Genomic DNA, 18,677 nt, shown 5'->3' with positions numbered 1-18,677 from the left:
AAATGGTATTAAGTGCCGGTTCCGCCTGCATCTATCCCCCTTGATTTGCCCATGTCAACAACAGCTTCTGATACCCAAAGCTTGCTAGAACAGGCGATCGACCCCAAACCCCCGGTGCTGCCTCCAGACACACCCTTGAAAGTCGCAATTGCTGCCATGACTGAGGCGAGAGCCAGTTGCATTTTAATCGCGTTTGAGCAGCAATTGCTTGGAATTTTTACAGAGGGCGATGTGGTGAAAATAACTGCTAGCGAAATACCGCTAGCAGGGGTGGCAATTTCTGAGGTAATGACTGAAAACCCGATCGCCATTTCCCTCGATAAAGCGGGGAATATCTTCAAGGTATTGAGCATATTGCGATCGAAAAGAATCCGTCATTTACCCCTCACAGACGAAGGTGGCAACTTGCTAGGCGCTATCACCTCCGAAAGCATCCGTCAAATCCTCAAGCCTGCAGACTTGCTGAAAATGTGGCGCGCCGAAGAAATTATGACTGCACAATTAATAGTTACTTCAAGCAGCGCCTCAGTTTTAGAAGTCGCAAAACAGATGAGAACCCAGCGGAAAAGCTGCATAGTCATTTGCACTGACAGCGACAACAAAAATCAAAAACCTGTGGGCATAATTACAGAACGCGACATTGTTAAATTCCAAGCTTCTGGACTAGATTTCGCACGTACTCCCGTCACTGCCGCCATGAGTTTTCCGCTGATACCGTTGCAGGTAAAAGCCACCTTGTGGCAGGCTCACCAGTTAATGCAGCAGCACGGCATCCGGCGCTTGGTGGTGGTGGACGAGGAAGGATATTTAGCCGGAATTGTGACTGAAATTAGCCTGCTGCAGGCCTTAGATCCGGTAGAAATGCACGCAAATGTCGAGCTTTTGCAGGAAACAGTTGCCGACCAAATTCAGGAGTTGAACAAAATGAACGAAGAATTGCAAAAAGAAGCGTTGCGGAGAACAGAAGTCGAGGAAAAATTGCGAATTTTAAATGAAAATTTGGAAGAACAAATCAAACAGCGAACTTTAGAATTAATTAATGCCAACAGTCAGTTAAAAAAGGAAATAGAAGACCGCACCACCGCTGAAAATGAAGTTCGTCGCCTCAACACGGAACTCGAACAGCGAGTTCTAGACCGCACGGTTCAACTAGCAGCCAGTAACGAAGAATTGCAGCAACAAATTAGCGGTAGAAAATTGCTCGAAGAAAAATTGCACTTTTCTGAAAGGAAAGTCCGCGCCGTTTTTGAAGCGATGACCGACATCGTTCTCGTGCTAGACAGTCAGCGAAACATAGAAGTTTTGCCAACGAATGTGGCAGCGGCTTCTGAGCCTGATTGTGATATAGTCAGCTTGACCATAGAACATTTTTTTGACGACGACAACCCGGATGATTGGTGGGTGTTAGTTCAGCAAGTGTTAGAAACACAACAAACTCTCAATTTTGACTACAGCTTAACAGTTTGTGACCGCGAAATTTGGTTTTCCGCCTGCATTTCTCTGTTCTCAAAAGATGCAGTCATTTGGGTTGCCCGCAACATCAACGCCCGCAAAATAGCCGAGTCAGCGCTGTGCAAAAAAAATGCAGAGTTATCTCATACCTTAGAAGAATTGAAGCGGACTCAAAAAGAACTCATTCAATCAGAAAAAATGGCAGCCCTCGGACAGTTAATTGCTGGAGTTGCTCATGAAATCAATTCTCCTTTAGGGGCGATTCGCTCTTCGGTGCAGAACATCGCCGACTTCTTGACCGAACAATTGCAGCAGTTGCCGATATTTTTTCAAGAACTATCCCCGGAACGGCGGGAGGATTTCTTTGCTTTGCTACACAACTCCAGCCAAGAAACAGATACATTATCTAGTAAAGAAAAACGTCAGTTAAAAAAACTTTTGCAGGGGCAATTAGAATCAGAAAACATTGACGACGCCGCCAGTCTTGCCTGTACTTTATTGGATATCGGCATCGGCAATAATGTAGAACGTTTTTTGCCTTTGTTGAAAGACAGCCAAAGTCGAAATATTGTACAAACTGCCTACCAATTTGCTACGGTACAAAAAAGCACTAAAAATATTGCTACGGCTACGGATAGGGCAGCAAAAATCGTTTTTGCTTTGAAAAGCTACTCTCGCTACGACCAGTCGGGTTCTAAAGTAATAGCTAATATTACCGAGGGTATTGATACTGTTTTAACGCTTTACCACTACCAAATCAAACACGGTGTGGAAGTAGTCAGAAACTATGGTACTAATTTGCCCTCTGTGCTATGCTATCCTGATGAACTCAATCAAGTTTGGACAAATTTGGTTCACAATGCTTTACAAGCTATGGGCAACAAAGGAGTGTTAAAAATTGATGTCAAACACCAAGCGAACGCAATATCAGTCAGTATTACCGACAGTGGTCCAGGCATTCCCCCAGAGATTATGCCGAGAATTTTTGAGCCGTTTTTCACAACTAAACCTCCAGGGGAAGGCAGTGGTTTGGGATTAGATATAGTGAAAAAAATTCTGGAAAAACACCAAGGTGAACTGCAAGTAGAAAGCGTGCCTGGTCAAACAAAATTTACTATATCCTTGCCCATCGGAATCCCTTAATAGCAATTAAAAAAAGAGGGAAATACCCCAAAGTTTAAAGTTTAATAGAAGTAAAGTTTTATGCCTAAACCAGTAATTTTGTGCGTTGACGATGAAGTTGTAGTGTTAAATAGTTTAAAAATTCAACTTAAAAAAGAATTTGGGGATGCTTACCTCTATGAAGTAGCAGAAAATGCAGATGAAGCTCTGGAAATTATTGAGGAAATTCAAAAAGAAGATGAAAGTGATATTTTGGTCATAGTATCTGACTGGTTAATGCCAGGTATTAAAGGAGATGATTTTTTGATTATGGTTCACCAAAAATATCCCAAAATTGTGAAAGTCATGCTGACCGGGCAAGCCGACGAAGTAGCAATAGCACGGGTGAAGGAGCAAGCAAACTTGCACCGTTGTTTGTACAAGCCGTGGGAGCGGCAAGAATTAGTAGAAACTATAAAATCGGGTTTGACAAAAATATGAACAATAAACCTGTGATTATTTGCGTGGATGACGAACCGATAATTCTTGAGAGTTTGAAAATTGAGTTAAAAAAAACCCTGGGGGAAGAACATTTATTAGAAACCGCTGAAGGCGGCGAAGATGCTTTAGAGTTAATAGAGGAATTACTGGCTGAGGGCAGCGAAATCGTAGCAGTGATTTCCGACTATCTGATGCCGAATATCAAAGGGGACGAATTGCTGAAGCAGATTCACAGAATTTTGCCAAAAACTATCAAAATTATGCTGACGGGGCAAGCAGACCTAGAAGCAGTGGCGAATACTATTAAATATGCTAAATTGTACCGATACATATCGAAACCTTGGCAGTCAGAAGATTTGAAGTTGACGGTAAAAGAAGCGATTAACAGCTATTTTAGGGAGAAGCAATTAGCGGTACAAAATTCTCAACTCCAAAAGCTGAATCAAGAATTGGAAACTTTAGTCGAGGAGCGGACTGCACAACTGCGATTGTCTGAGGAAAAGTTTGCTAAAGCTTTTCGTTCTTCTCCCAACCCGATTACTATTACCAGACTTAATGACGGTCGTTATTTAGAAATTAATGAGGCTTTTTGCCAGACCATCGGTTATTCAGCCGCAGAAATCCTCGATCGCACGGCGCTTGATTTGAATCTTTGGGAAAATATACAAGCCCACGGCGAGTTGTTTAAAATGTTAGATGAAAAACAAATTATTCTCAACTACGAATTTGATTTTCGCACTAAAACAGGGGAACTCAGAACCGGGCTGCTGTCAGCAGAAATCATTGACATTCATGGCGAAACCTGCGTGATTTCAGTGATTCAAGATATTAGCGATCGCAAATTAGCCGAAGAAAAACTCCGAGCTGTAGCGGCTTCTTTAGCAGCAGCGCAAAGAATCGCCCGTGTCGGTAATTGGGAATGCGATTTCTCTGCCAACACAACTACTTGGTCGGAAGAGTTATCTCGGATTTTTGGGTTCGATCCAACCCAGCCTGCGCCAACACTAACTGAGTTTTCGCAATACGTGCATCCGGACGATCGACAAAAGTGGCAAACAACGATCGACACTGCTATTGCTAGCGGGCAATCTTACAGTTTGGAATATCGAATTCTGCGCCCGGAACCAAAAATTGCTGCAGATAATAGCCCATCACAAATAAGTGAAGCCGGCTTCATCCGCTACATCGAAGCCAGAGGAGAAGTAGTTGTCAACCACCAAGGGCAAGTGACAAAACTATTCACAACTTTGATGGACATTACCCCACGCAAGCTGGCAGAAATAGCTCTAGCAGAGAGCGAAGAAAAATACCGTCATTTAGTTGAAACTTCCCAAGATATTATCTGGTCTTGCAATGCTCAAGGACACATTACTTTTGTGAACCAAGCAGTTAAACAAATATACGGTTACGAGCCGGAAGAAATGCTCGGCTGTTCTTTTAGCGATTTCTTGGCTCCAGGAGAAATAGACTGGAAATGGGAACTTCAGCAGCGCTTGCTGACGGGAAAAACTGTATTTCAGTACGAAAATATAGTATTAGGAAAAGACGGCAGAAAGATTGATGTAAATACCAAGGCGATCGCGCGCATGGACGCTGAAGGAAACATCATCGGCACCACAGGCACTGCTAGCGATATTACCGAACGCAAACAAGCTGAAATAGTCCTGCAAAAAGCCAAAGAAGAAGCCGACAGAGCCAACAGGGCAAAAAGCGAATTTCTCTCGAATATGAGCCACGAATTGCGGACTCCCCTCAACGCAATTCTCGGTTTCAGCCAACTGCTGGCCCGCGACCCAAACCTCGGTGCCGACCAACAGCAATACTTAGGAATTATTAGCCAGAGCGGGGAACATTTGCTCGTTCTGATCAACAATATTCTACAAATGTCAAAAATTGAAGTCGGGCTGGTGACACTTAATAACAGCACCTTCGGCTTGCACAAAATGCTAAAAAATACTGAAAATATGCTGAAACTGCAAGCCGACAAAAAAGGCTTGCAGTTAATTTTTGATTTCCGACCCGACCTACCTCAATATATAGAAACTGACGAAAGCAAGTTGCGACAAGTATTAATAAATGTCGTGGGAAATGCTATTAAATTTACTGCGGAAGGCGGTGTTAATTTGAGAATCAAACATGAGTTGCTAAAAAATACAAATTACCCCGAGATTTCGCCAAGAGAGAATTGCTGTTTGCTATTTGAAGTGCAAGACACTGGTTCAGGAATTTCTGCCGAAGAAATGGACAATTTGTTTAAACCTTTCGCGCAAACAGAAAGCGGGAAAAAAGCTCAAGAAGGAAGCGGTTTGGGCTTGCCAATCAGCAAACAGTTCGTTCAGTTAATGGGAGGGAAGATGACGGTAACAAGCACCCTCGGTCGCGGCAGCATTTTTAAATTTGATGTTAAAGTTTCACTCCCTAATGAAATGGAAATTCAGGTGGCTCAAACAGCTCGCCGAGTGGTGGGTATTGAACCCGGACAGCCAGAATACCGGATTTTAGCTGTTGACGATCGCCTGGAAAGCCGCTTGCTGTTGGTCAGAATGCTGACATCGCTCGGCTTTGCGGTGCAGGAAGCTGAAAATGGCGTTCAAGCTGTGGAAATGTGGTCGAGTTGGGAACCTCATTTGATTTGGATGGATATGCGGATGCCGGTGATGGACGGTTACGAAGCTACTAAACAGATTAAAGCGCATTTGAAAGGTCAAGCAACGGTGATTATTGCTCTGACTGCAAGTGCTTTTGATGAGGAGCGATCGCTGATTTTGTCTGCTGGTTGCAATGATTTTGTAGCGAAGCCTTTTCGGGAGCAAGTGATTCTAGAAAAGATGGCTAAGCATCTGGGAGTCCGCTATGTTTACGATCGAGAAGCTTCGCTAAGTTCTGATGCTGCGGTGTCCGCCGAGGTTTCTATGGCAACTGAAACGGCTGATTTGGCTTTTACGCTCAATACTTCATTTTTGGAAGCTATGCCTCCTGAATGGATTGATGAATTGTATTCTGCGGCGGATGCGGTTGATAACGAGGAGATTTTTCGGCTGTTGTTGTCGATTCCTTCTATTAATGCTAGTTTCCGCAGCGCGATCGCCGATTTGGCAAATAACTTCCGATGCGATCGGATTATCGATTTGATTGAGGAGTTTAGAAATTGTTGAAGGATGACAGAAGAAGGGATAGGGGCAGGCTCAGGATTATTGATGGTTTAGGTCGCTCCCCTATTTGTAAACTCGCCCGCAGGCGATCGGGTAATTGACTTGTAGCCAAGCTCCACACCCTGGTAATCATCAGTAATTCCCAATTCTTTAATCTCAAATCTCAAATCTCAACTACGGTAAGTTCTGTAAATATCAAAACAGTTGCTTGAAGAGGGAGTGCTATAATGAGTATTTAACCAGTTTTCCTAAAATTAACAATTATTAAATTAACAAAAAATAGCAATCGATGACCACAAATACAATAGAAGAAAATAAAGGCAACATATTAATTGTTGACGATACTCCAGAAAATTTGCAAGTTTTATCAGCAACGCTCTCCGATCGGGGCTACAAAGTCCGCGGCGTAATTAACGGTAAAATGGCCATCAGAGCCGCGCGCTCTGGTTCTCCCGATTTGATTTTGCTTGACATCAAAATGCCGGAAATGGACGGCTACGAAGTCTGCACGCAGCTCAAGGCAGATCCGAAGACCTCAGAAATTCCTGTTATTTTTATCAGCGCTTTAGATGAAGTATTGGACAAAGTAAGCGCCTTTCAAGTTGGAGGGGTAGATTATGTCACAAAACCGTTTCATGTAGCAGAAGTTTTAGCGCGAATCGAACACCAACTGACTATCCAAAGACTGAAAAAACAATTGCTCGATCGCAATAAAGAACTGCAAGAAGAAATAATAGAACGCAAAAAGGCCGAAGAAGCAGCGGCCGCTGCATCGCTCGCCAAAAGTCAATTCGTTGCCAACATGAGCCACGAATTGCGGACGCCCCTGAACGCCATCCTGGGTTTTACCCAAGTCATGAGCCGCGACTCTTTGCTCAGCCACGAAAATCTTGAAAATCTCCGAATTATTAACCGCAGCGGTCAACATTTGCTGGAACTAATTAACGATGTTTTAGACTTGTCGAAAATAGAAGCAGGGATAATTGGCTTAGATGAACGCAGCTTTGACCTTTATCAACTCCTCGACACTCTAGAAGAAATGTTTCAAATCAAAGCTGAAACAAAAAAAATGCAACTGAGATTTTCCGTTCAGGCAAATGTTCCGCAATATATAAAAGCTGACGAAAAAAAACTGCGCGTCTGCTTAATTAACCTGCTGGGAAATGCCATGAAATTTACTCGCGACGGGGGTCGTATTTGGCTGCGCGTGAGCGTGGAAAGCAACCAGCCGCAGCAGCCGGCCGAATCGGAAAGTCATCCTAACTCTACCTCACTCGAACCCTTGTTAATTTTGTTTGAAGTTGAAGACACGGGAATTGGCATAGCAACAGCAGAAATTGATACTTTATTTGATGCTTTCGTGCAAACACAAGCGGGGAGAAAAGCGGCTGATGGTACGGGGTTGGGTTTGACAATTACTAAAAAATACGTGCAGATTATGGGCGGGGATATTTGGGTAAAAAGTGTTTTAGGTGAGGGAACCAGTTTTAAATTTAATATCCGAGTATGTGCGGCTATTTCGTCTGAAATAACAGTGGCGACATTGCAGCGGGTGATCGGACTAGAAGCAGATCAACCGGTTTATCGGATTTTAGCAGTTGACGACAATCAAGAAAATCGGCGGCTGCTGGTTAAAATGTTGCAACCAATTGGTTTTGAAGTCCGAGAAGCAGAAAATGGCTACCAAGCGGTTGAACTTTGGGAAAGTTGGCAGCCTCATTTAATTTGGCTGGATACGCGAATGCCGGTAATGGACGGTTTTGAAGCTGTCCGACAAATTAGAGGTAAAGAGAAACAAACTCAGTGGCGAACTGTAATTATTGCTCTGACTGCTAGCACTTTTGAGGAAAAAAAAGGCGACATTATCGCCGTAGGTTGCGACGATTTTGTGCGGAAACCTTTTCAAGAACAAATCCTGTTTGATAAGATGGCTTGCTACTTGGGAGTGCGCTATCTTTATCAAGAGTTGCCCCGCCTCCCAGCCGGGGCTTTACCGCGTTATTGTGTGAGCGAAAAACCGGATTCATTTTTCGGAGGGCTGCTGGCTCAGATGCCTCAAAGCTGGGTGCAGGAACTCTACGATGCAGCTAATGATGTTAATGAAGAGCTGGCGATTCAACTTGTCGATCGCATCTGGGAAAGTCATCCAACTTTAGCTGAGGCTTTAAAAGATTTGCTTGCCGATTACAGACTCGACAAGATCATGGATTTAACTCAATCGAGTTTAAAATAAATGGATAATAGCGAAATTAAAGTATTGGTGGTTGATGACCAACCGAGCAATCTGCGGTTCTTATCCAAACTGCTAACATCCCAGGGATATCAAGTTTACCGAGCTATTTGCGGTCAACTGGCGTTGAATGTTGCGATCACCTATTGCCCCGATTTAATTTTGCTCGACATTAGAATGCCGGAAATGAACGGTTATGAAGTTTGTCGGAGACTGAAAGCGACACCGGAAACCGAACAAATTCCGGTGATATTTTTAAGTGTATTAGATGAAATGAACGATAAATTACAAGCTTTTCGAGTAGGAGGAGCCGACTATATTACTAAACCATTTCAAGTAGAAGAAGTTTTAGCGCGCATCGACAAGCAAGTCGGCTTGCAAAAACTGCAACAGCAATTAAAAGAACAAAATTATCAACTGCAACAGTCGCAATCGCTGCTTGCTAGCATATTAAATAGTTCCTTAGACTGTGTGGTGGCTTATTCTGCAGTCCGCAACCGTGAGGGAAATATTGTAGATTTCCAGTGGCTCTTGATCAACGCTGCTGCTGAAAAATTTTATGGTCTCCTATTAAATGAGATAGTTGGTAAAAATTTGTTAGCCCAAGTTTCCCAAGTTAGCAATAACGGGTTATTTGATTTGTATGTTTCTGTAGTAGAAACAGGAGAAACTGTAGACCAAGAATTTTATTACGAACACGAGCGAGATACAATTGTTTGGCTGCACATTGTGGCGGTCAAATTAAACGACGGTCTGGCAGTCACATTTCGCAACATTACCGAGCGCAAACGAGCAGAAATAGCCCTGCGAGAGAGCGAAGAACGCTTCCGCGCGATATTCGAGCAAGCTGCGGTCGGCATAGCTAAAACCGCGCTTTGCGGTAAATTTATACGGGTAAATCCCGGCTTTTGTCAAATTGTTCGCTATGCACAATCCGAATTGTTACAGCAAAACTGGGAGGCAATTACTCACCCCGATGACAGAGAAGCGGACAGAGAATACTTGCGCTCGCTGTTATCCGGGAAGATTCAAACTTTTTCTGTGGAAAAGCGTTTGCTATGCAAAGATGAAGCTGTGCGCTGGGCAAATGTTACTGTTTCGGCAATGCGCGATGTCAAAGGGACGCTGCAGTATTTGATTTGTGCGATCGAGGATATTTCCGAACGCAAGCTGGTACAAGAACTCCTGCAAGCGAGTTTAGACACTCAAACCCGCTACGCTCAAGAATTAACTCGTTCTAATGCCGAACTAGAACAGTTTGCTTACGTGGCTTCTCACGATTTGCAAGCGCCTTTGAGCACGATTGCCGGCTACGCTCAACTATTAGAAAAACGCTTTCCCCAACAACTTGATGCCCAAGGGAATAAATTTATCCGCAATATTGTTAATTCTTGCGAGCGGATGCAGGCGCTGATTGATGACTTGCTGGAGTATTCGCGGGTCGGCCGCAGTCAGAAACCTTTTGAGATGATAGATTGCAATCTGGTTTTTGACGATGCTTGTGCTAATTTGCATTTGGCCATCCGCGAAAATCAAGGTTCAGTTACTAGGGGGAATTTGCCAAGGGTAAAAGGTGACTCTTTTCAACTGCTGCAACTGTTTCAAAATTTAATTGGTAACGCCATTAAGTACCGCAGTAGTGAGGCGCCGGTGGTGCATGTGGACGCTTCGCGTCAGGGGGATAGCTGGGTGTTTTCAGTGCAGGATAATGGTATTGGGATTGCCTCACAGTACCATCCGCGAATTTTTCAGATTTTTCAGCGCTTGCACACCCAAAAACAGTATTCGGGAACTGGTATCGGTTTAGCGATTTGTCAAAGAATTGTCGATCGGCACGGCGGCAGCCTTTGGGTAGAATCAGAACCCAATCAAGGCTCGACTTTTTATTTTTCTATTCCTATAACCAAGTGAAGTCAGCAGTCCGCCTGAAGCAGTCACCTGTCCTTTACTTAAGCTTTAAATATCTTTATGTTTTCTTTACAAAAATGCTGATAAAGTGTAGCATATTCACTGATGACATCGAGCTAAAAATCTATCAATATATATCTATTAGCTCTCTCCTTCTACAACTTATAAATCAGCGGTGCGCGCAAGACTTGTTAATTTTTTTCAACTGTATCCAGAGCATCTTGCTTTGGGATGCAGTAGTTTCCCTCGTAGTTGGCGGACAAGGATTTGTGATGTGTTTGCAGTTTGCCGCTTCTCGGACAGACTGCCAAGTGAAACAAGCATGATTCGCAAACCTTTGCAAATGGAGAAAAACGGTAAATTGCTGCAACACAATTTCAGTGTTCTCAGCCAGATTTACCGGATGATGGCAAGAGATGCTTTGCCGGTACTCAGACACGGATCACAGTCCCGCAACCTCACAAAAGACGTTCGTAGTGAGGCAAAGCCGTGAATTATAAAAAGAAAAAATTTACTCTTTTAATAGCAAACGATGACGAGGATACGCGCTTTTTGATGGAAGAAGCACTGGGAGAAGTTCGATTAGCAATTACGAGCGAATTTGTGGAAAATGGAGAACAAGTGCTAGACTACTTGTACCGTCGCGGTCAATATTTTGCTAGCAGCAATTGGCATCAGCCAGACTTGATACTTTTGGATCTGAATATGCCGAGGCTGGACGGGCGCGAAACACTAACTTCGATCAGATCTGACCCCCATTTGCAACACATTCCGGTTGTAATGCTCACAACTTCCCACCGCAGAGGAGATATCTTGCTTTGCTACCGCTTGGGAGCCAATTCTTTCATATCCAAACCAGTCACTTTTGAAGGATTGCTTGAAGTAATGAAGACTTTATGCGAGTATTGGTTTGAAATCGTTTCACTCCCGCCGGATATGTAAACTTTAATGGAGGGCTAAATCCATAGTTTGAGGGTATAGTGAATTTGATAAGCAGAAATATTGACCGATCGCAAGTATCGCTCTCGAAACAAAAAAGTGGCCTTAGACCCGCTCCAAACGCTATAGTTGTGTTAACACGTAACCAATGTCTGAAAATTTTGTTGGTTGAGGATGACCTGGGAAATCCGACAATGATCCAAGACCTTCTAGGGTCATTCAGCGACTCTCTATTTCTTCTCCAAACTGTTAAGTCTCTGGAGATAGGAGTTGGGCGTCTGGAAGTAGACAAGTTTGACGCCATACTATTAGATTTGTCAGGGTCAGACAGCTTGAGGGGAAGCGAGGATCTCGCAGTTTTGAAAGGGCGATGGCCCACATTGCCAATTGTGGTGCTGACAGATATCAACGATGAAAATATGGCCCGGTCGGTATTGCGCTGGGGCGCTCAAGATTGTTTGGTAAAGGGAAGATTCCACCGAACTCTTCTGGTGCGGGCAATCCATTACGCGATCGAACGCCAGCAAATCGAAGAACAATTGCGGCAGCAGGCTCTGCGACAGCGGCTGTTGGGCAAAATGATCGAACATATTCGATCGTCAATTGATCCGGCAAGCATTCTCCAAAATACCGTTGCAGAAGTGCGCCAATTTCTCCAAACAGACCGCGTTTTAATTTATCGCTGTCAGGATTGGGCGTCTCAATTGGACGGCGAAGAGCAAAAAGGTGCGATCGTCGCCGGTGACGGTTTGCCAGAAGGTTATATTGAAAACCAAAATATTAGTGCTGCTTTGGCGGTGTCCTGCTTTGTTTTAGTCGAATCCCAGTCGGTACAAGCAATAGCAGATGTCAGCACTGCCCCCTTGGCTGGCAGTTGCAAAGAATTGCTGGCAGATTGTGAAATTGCAGCAGTTATCAGCGTGCCAATTTGGCAATCAGGCGACTGGGAAACGGCAAAAGAAACACAAGAAGCCCTTGTTTGGGAAGTCGAGAAAAATCCAGATGCAGCAGAAAATTATATCTGGCAGCAGGCGAGTGGCAAACCGCAGGCGGAGGGTAAAAATTTGCCGGATTCGATCGCAGAAAATGGCAATAGTTTGTGGGGAATGGTGACAGCATACAATTGCTGCGGTGTCAGGGAATGGCAGCAGTGGGAAATAGATTTTTTACAGCATTTGGCAAATCAAGTGGCGATCGCGATCGAACAATCTCAACTTTACCGCAAGCTAGCAATAGCCAATCAAAAATTGCAGCAACTGGCAACTACTGACGGACTGACTGGCATTGCCAATCGCCGCCAGTTCGATCGGGTTTTGAGCTTAGAGTGGCGCCGATTGGCAAGAGAGGAACTGCCGCTGTCTTTAATTATGTTTGACATCGACTTTTTTAAACTTTACAACGAGTTTTATGGGCACCTGGGCGGGGACGATTGTTTGCGCCAAGTTGCCGGGGCGATCGCCACAGCCACCAACCGGGCTGGGGATTTGACTGCCCGCTACGGTGGCGAAGAATTTGCCCTAGTGCTGCCGAACACCAGCGCCCAAGGGGCAAACGTTGTCGCCCGGAAAATTTGCGACGGCATCGCCAGCTTGAAACTGCCCCACGCGCGAGCGTCGATCGGGCCCTACGTTACCCTCAGTTGCGGCATTGCGACAGCGATTCCTTCTGCCCAGGAATCTCCCAACACCCTAATTCGCAGCGCTGACAGCGCCCTTTATCAAGCCAAAACCGAAGGCAAAAACCGCATTTGTCACGCCAGCAGTAACTCGGAATCTTCCCCGATTTTTATGTAAAAGCTGAAGGTCATTGGTAATTGATAATTAGTAATATCCTGTTTAATTTTTTACTCATAATTCAGAACTCCTAACTCATATTGTTGACCTTTGCATCGGAATAATAATTTTCCGAGTGCAGTGCGAGCGGGACGCGATCGAGTGACCCGGAGCAAGGATAATGCTCGCTTTCAGGGTATAATTCCGATGCTACGGTATTTGATATTACTGAGATGCTGCACCCTTCTCAATTACTTATTTAGGAACAGGCAAGATGCCTGTCCCACAAGAAAATTCACTCTGTGTGGAACAGGCATCTTGCCTGTTCTTGAAAATGGTTAAAGCTGTGAGATATTACTCATTTCCGCTGCCCCTTTTCTAATTACAAATTCCTAATTTATTGCCCCAAATTTGAGTTCGTACCAGTTAAATTCGGCCGCACTGGAATTTCAATCAAAAACTCCGCTCCGTCTCCTGGTGTGGAAATACAGCTCAATCTGCCGCCGTGGCGATCGACGATAATCGAGTGAGAAATCGACAATCCCAAACCCGTACCTTTGCCCACAGGTTTAGTCGTGAAAAAGGGGTCAAACAGCCTCGATCGCACTGACTCCGGTATCCCCCGCCCGTTATCCGCAATGGATACCGCTACGAAGCCGGCAGCCGCCTGATAGCTGCGAATAGCGATCGTGCTTGGATGTCGATCGCACTCCTCGATCGGACGCTGCTTGTCTCGTTCTTCCAAAGCATCGATCGCATTAATTAAAATATTCATAAATACCTGATTCAACTCGCCCGGAAAACATTCAATTTGTGGCAATACTTGGTAATCTTTAACTATCAGAATTTCTCCCTGGCTGCTGTGAGATTTTAACCGATTTTGCAAAATCATCAAAGTGCTGTCAATTCCCTCGTGAATGTTAACCAACTTCCCAGCAGACTCGTCCAATCGGGAAAAGTTACGCAACGATTTCACGATCTCGACAATTCGCTCGGTTCCTACTTGCATCGAATTAAACAATCTCGGGAAATCCTCAGCAATATAATCCAAGTCTATTTCATTAATTTTATCCAAGACTTGGGCTGGAGGATTAGGACAGTAATGCTGGTAAAATTTAATCACTTGCAGCAAATCTAAAGTGTAATTGCGAGCCGGAGTGAGATTGCAGTGAATAAAACTAACAGGGTTATTAATTTCGTGAGCAACACCAGCAACTAACTGACCCAAACTCACCATTTTTTCATTTTGAACGAGCTGAGCTTGAGTGGTTCTGAGTTTGTTAATAGCTGCTTCTAACTCTAGCGCTTTTGAACGTTCTCGCGCTTCCGATTCCTGCAAAGCTGACTCGGCTTGTTTGCGATCGGCAATTTCACTTTGTGCTTGCTCAAACAGCATTGATTGCTGGATTGCGATCGCCAACTGCACGCTAATTTGTTTGAGACACTCGACCTCAATTTCCACCCAGTGGCGGGGACCAGCGCACTCGTGAGCAATCAATAGCCCCCACAACTTCTCGCCTTGCAAAACTGGCACTACCAAATTAGCTCGCACCTGAAATTGACTTAATAAATTAATGTAGCACTCGGAAAGATCAGCTTGGTAAATATCATCGACCGCTACAGCACGACCGTGTTCGTAAGCAGAAGCATAGCTGTCTTCAAAGCAGGAATCGTTAATAGTTATTCCCTGAATAGCCCGCCAATTTTCGCCCACTGACTCGACATTTACAAAACCGCTCCAATCGGGATTAAACTGATAAATAACTGTCCGGTCTGTTTGTAAAAAATGCCGTACTTCAGCAACAGTTTTTGTCAAAATTTCTTCTAAATTGAGAGAAGAGCGAATGCGTTCCAGCATTCCTACCACCAGGCGTTCTCGCTTTAATTGCTGGCGCAAGATAGCCTCGGCAAGTTTGCGAGTGCTAATATCTTCAATCACACCAATTACATAGCTAGGTTCCCCAAATCCATCCCGCACTAAAGATACAGTCATATTAGTCCAAACAAATGAACCATCTTTGCGAATAAAGCGTTTCTCAAACGAATAATTAAAAATTTCTCCAGCTAACAGTCTGTGGCGCGACTCGACATCTGCTGCTACATCTTCAGGGTGAGAAATATCCCCAACATTTCGCGCTTTCAGTTCCAATTCCGAGTATCCGACAATATTGCAAAAGCCTTGATTTGCATTCAAAAATTGACCGTCTTGCCACACTTTCACAATGCCGATCGCCGCTTGTTCAAATACAGCTCGAAATCGCTGTTCACTTTCTTGCAAAGCAGTTTCGGCTTTTTTGCGATGGGTAATGTCCATTGCCGTGCCAAACAGCCTCACCACCTGACCCAACTCATTTTTAACAGATTGTCCTTTAGCGTTAACGTGCCTGATTTCTCCTGATGGAACATAGATGCGGTGGTCGATGTCGTAAGCTGTCCCTTCAGTCACTGCCTTTTGCACAACTTGTGTAAACCTTTCTTTGTCATCGGGATGAATTTGCTCTAAAAGTTCTTCCATTGTCGGCGGCCGATTCAATTCTCGACCGTAAACTCGAAACAGTTCTTCTGACCAAGTAATAATTCCTGTCTCCCTATCGGATTCCCAATTGCCGATGCGGGCTATTTTTTGCGCGGCTTGCAACTGTTCGGCAAGTAGTTGCAGAGATGCGATCAACTGCGTTTTTTCGGCTTCTGCTGCAACGCGGGCGCTGATATCTTTATGAGTGCCTGTTATCCGCAACGGCGCACCCCATTCGTCGTACTCGACTACCTTGCCCATCGCCAGAATCCACTGCCAATTGCCCGCTTTGTTGAGCATCCGAAATTCAACTTCATAGATATCAGTCTCACCTTCCAAATAGGAATTTAAACGTTCCATTACCTTCGCTCGGTCTTCTGGATGCAGCAAACTTTCCCAACCTTTGAGGTTATTTTCAATTTCGGTTTCTGCATAGCCAAGCATTGATTTCCAATAAAAGTCGAAATAAGTTTCGCCAGTAGGTATATTCCAATCCCACAGCCCCAAATAGCTGCCTGAAACCGCCAACTGCAATCGCTCTTGACTGAGTTTTAATGCCGATTCGGTGCGTTTTCTTTCTGTGAGGTCGGCAATTATGGCTATCATTCCTATCGGTTGACTAGCGCTATCTTTAATACAGTTAGCTCGCAAGAAAGTTTCTATAATATTGCCATTTTTACTCTTTATTTGAATTTCAGTTTCCCAGGAAAAACCTTTCCGCAGCACCCTAAATAACTTTCTCAACTCTTGAGATTTGGGGTACATTACTGCTGGGCCGCCGGCATTATTTAGTTCCTCAACTGTATAGCCGTAACGCTGAATAAATGCTTGATTGTGATAAACGGAATAACCGTCCAAATCTGCGATCACGATCGCATCACTAGCGCTGTCTACAGCTTGAGTTACCAGGCAGAGAGTCAGTTCGGCTTGTTTGCGATCGGTAATGTCAAAAATCGCTCTGTCGAGCCACGAAACCAGCCCTTCTAGATTGTAAGTTGGCCTACCTCTTTCCGATATCCACCGCACCGCCCCGTCAGCGCGAACAATCCGGTATTCTAGATTGTACGGCTGTTTTGACTCTACTGCTGCGCTGATTTGTCGATCGACCATTTCCTTGTCTGCCTCATGGATAATGCTAGTAAAACTCCAGCAGTTCTTGCCAATAAAATCCTCAGCAGGATAACCGCTAATTTCCTCAATTTCATCGCTAATAAATACCATCGTCTCATCAGCATCATACAAGCTGCGGCAGATAGCGCCGGGGATATTCTCAACGAGCGAGCGAAATCTGGCTTCGCTCTCCCGCAAAGCTGCTTCTGCCTGTTTTAAATCAGTAATATCCAGCACCATGCCTTCCCAAACTATATCGCCTTCCTGCCCTATTTCTGTGGGAAAATTAACTCGTTCCGGTCTCGAAACCCCTTGCAACCACTTAATTTTTCCCGACGGGAAAACCGCGCGCCATTCCTGGTACCAAAGCTGCATATTTGCCGCAGAAACAGCAATTGATTCTTCAAATTTTTGGCGGTCGTCTGGATGAATACAACTAAAAAGTAGTTGGGGATTTTGCTGAATATTTTCGGGTTCCAATTCATATAAATCGCGGCTAGCCGAAGAAATATAAGGAAAACTTTTTTGGCCGTCGGTTGATAGGCGAAATTGATAAATTATTCCCGGCAAATTGGCAGTAAGTTGCCGCAGTCTAGCTTCGCTTTCTTGCTGGGCTAATTGTTTGCGCCTATCCTGAGTGATATCTCGAATTATCCCCACAAGAATTTTACTGCCATCGGTATTTTCAAAGACAGTTTTTTTAGTAGACACAATGTGCTTTGCACCGTTGGCGTCCGTAAATATTTCCTCACTCTCGTTTTCTTTCCCCGTCCTAAACACTTGTTGGTCAGTATGCCAAAAAATCTCAGCTTCTTGTTTTGGGAAAAAGTCATAATCCGATTTGCCCATCAGTTCCTCGCGCTGCTTCCCGATCAGCTTGCAAAAAGCATCATTTAACAGTATCCAACGGTGCTGTTCATCCTTGACAAAAAGTGGGTCGGCAACTGCATCGAGCGTATAATTCAAAAACTTTTTACTAGCTTCGAGTTCTGAAAGAGCTAAAATTTTATCTGTAATATCGTTGATAGTTCCTGTCGTCCCCTGCGCCTCTCCGTTCCCGCCCAAAATAAAAAACTCTTGCACTTCCACCCACCGAATTTCGCCATGTTTGGTAACATATCGACTTTGATAACAACAGGGTGTTTCTTGATTTGGTCTCCGATGTCTAAACAAATTTAAATAGTGGTATTGATCCTCAGAATGAATGTAACTCAAACAGGAAGTTCCTAAGCTTTCATCAACGGTAAATCCGGTAATTTCCGTCCAAGCCGCATTAAGAAAAGTCCAATTCCCAGCAGTATTTGTTTCAAAAACTACTTCTCTGATATTGTCAACAACCCGCAGGTATTTCTCTTGACTTTTTTGCCATTCTGCTTGCCGTTTCTGGCGGGCGATCGCGCACCTAAGCGTCCGCACCAGCAGCCGGCTGTCTACCTGTCTTTTCACCAGATAATCTTGGGCGCCGGCGGCAATTAACTCGACAGCCAGTTCTTCGTCATCGGCCGCTGTCAGAAGGACGATCGGAGTATTTATACCGCAATCTTGAAGGCGGAAAAAAGTATTAAATTTTAGGCTGTCAGGAAGTGAAAGATCTAATAAAATTACATCAAAAATTTTGTCGCTTAAAATTTCTATAGCTTCCCGGAGGCGAACTACATTGGTCAAATCAATTGATTGTCCTAGTTGGGACTCAGACAGCAGTTCTTGAATGAGTTCTGCATCTTCTGCACAGTCTTCTACTAAAAGAATTTTCAAACAAGCAGGGGTTAAAGTTGACTCAAAAACAGATGTCATACCATTTTAGATTTTAGATTTTAGATTTTAGATTTGGAATGACTGATGACTATCGCAGTTTGGCTGTTGCGTAAACTGGTATTTTTTTACTGGTATCCTTTTGCTAGTTTTTAGGAATAAAAAAAATTAGCAGCGGATGGAGTTACCTAGCTCATTATTGGGGAACTTGAAGCGCACGCTTGAGAGTGCGCTGTGTGCTTGCA

General features: G+C 44.2%; 9 protein-coding genes. 8 read left to right on the top strand and 1 reads right to left on the bottom strand.

The genetic code is table 11. The features are described from left to right. Positions 1-51 precede the first annotated feature (51 nt). From QUA62_RS09595 to QUA62_RS09560, 8 genes are all read left to right on the top strand, one after another. Positions 52-2,595, top strand: coding sequence for a CBS domain-containing protein (locus QUA62_RS09595; protein WP_333403588.1), 2,544 nt, complete (start codon positions 52-54; stop codon positions 2,593-2,595). Positions 2,596-2,655: 60 nt separating this feature from the next. Next, entirely contained in the window at positions 2,656-3,054 is a 399-nt protein-coding gene (locus tag QUA62_RS09590; RefSeq protein ID WP_190658413.1) for a response regulator, read from the top strand. Further along, positions 3,051-6,209 (top strand): PAS domain S-box protein, encoded by a 3,159-nt coding sequence (locus QUA62_RS09585; protein WP_333403587.1) that lies wholly within the window; start codon positions 3,051-3,053, stop codon positions 6,207-6,209. Before QUA62_RS09590 ends, QUA62_RS09585 begins: the two co-directional genes overlap by 4 nt. A 286-nt stretch (positions 6,210-6,495) precedes the next feature. Beyond that, positions 6,496-8,439 (top strand): response regulator, encoded by a 1,944-nt coding sequence (locus QUA62_RS09580; RefSeq protein ID WP_333403586.1) that lies wholly within the window; start codon positions 6,496-6,498, stop codon positions 8,437-8,439. Further along, positions 8,440-10,347: a PAS domain S-box protein gene (locus QUA62_RS09575; RefSeq protein ID WP_333403585.1), complete on the top strand. Its 1,908-nt coding sequence runs from the start codon at positions 8,440-8,442 to the stop codon at positions 10,345-10,347. A 319-nt stretch (positions 10,348-10,666) separates the two neighbouring features. Next, positions 10,667-10,837, top strand: coding sequence for a hypothetical protein (locus QUA62_RS09570; protein WP_333403584.1), 171 nt, complete (start codon positions 10,667-10,669; stop codon positions 10,835-10,837). Next, positions 10,834-11,286 (top strand): response regulator, encoded by a 453-nt coding sequence (locus QUA62_RS09565; protein WP_333403583.1) that lies wholly within the window; start codon positions 10,834-10,836, stop codon positions 11,284-11,286. Before QUA62_RS09570 ends, QUA62_RS09565 begins: the two co-directional genes overlap by 4 nt. Before the next feature lie 38 nt (positions 11,287-11,324). Next, positions 11,325-13,076, top strand: a complete 1,752-nt coding sequence (locus tag QUA62_RS09560; RefSeq protein WP_333403582.1) for a diguanylate cyclase domain-containing protein — start codon at positions 11,325-11,327, stop codon at positions 13,074-13,076. A 376-nt stretch (positions 13,077-13,452) separates the two neighbouring features. On the opposite strand, the gene QUA62_RS09555 is transcribed toward QUA62_RS09560, so the two are convergent. Continuing rightward, entirely contained in the window at positions 13,453-18,474 is a 5,022-nt protein-coding gene (locus QUA62_RS09555) for a PAS domain S-box protein (protein ID WP_333403581.1), read from the bottom strand. Positions 18,475-18,677 lie beyond the last annotated feature (203 nt).

The sequence above is a fragment of the Microcoleus sp. MON1_C1 genome (genome assembly GCF_036701945.1).
In the GTDB taxonomy this organism is placed as follows: domain Bacteria; phylum Cyanobacteriota; class Cyanobacteriia; order Cyanobacteriales; family Microcoleaceae; genus Microcoleus.
The sequence above is the reverse complement of the archived record's forward strand: the minus strand, read 5'-3'. Positions and strand labels throughout refer to the sequence as shown.

What these genes read in the sequence shown, in the direction of transcription:
- QUA62_RS09595 (WP_333403588.1), top strand. Translation starts at nt 52, where the DNA reads ATGTCAACAACAGCTTCTGATACCCAAAGCTTGCTAGAACAGGCGATC.
- QUA62_RS09590 (WP_190658413.1), top strand. Translation starts at nt 2,656, where the DNA reads ATGCCTAAACCAGTAATTTTGTGCGTTGACGATGAAGTTGTAGTGTTA.
- QUA62_RS09585 (WP_333403587.1), top strand. Translation starts at nt 3,051, where the DNA reads ATGAACAATAAACCTGTGATTATTTGCGTGGATGACGAACCGATAATT.
- QUA62_RS09580 (WP_333403586.1), top strand. Translation starts at nt 6,496, where the DNA reads ATGACCACAAATACAATAGAAGAAAATAAAGGCAACATATTAATTGTT.
- QUA62_RS09575 (WP_333403585.1), top strand. Translation starts at nt 8,440, where the DNA reads ATGGATAATAGCGAAATTAAAGTATTGGTGGTTGATGACCAACCGAGC.
- QUA62_RS09570 (WP_333403584.1), top strand. Translation starts at nt 10,667, where the DNA reads ATGATTCGCAAACCTTTGCAAATGGAGAAAAACGGTAAATTGCTGCAA.
- QUA62_RS09555 (WP_333403581.1), bottom strand. Translation starts at nt 18,474, where the DNA reads ATGACATCTGTTTTTGAGTCAACTTTAACCCCTGCTTGTTTGAAAATT.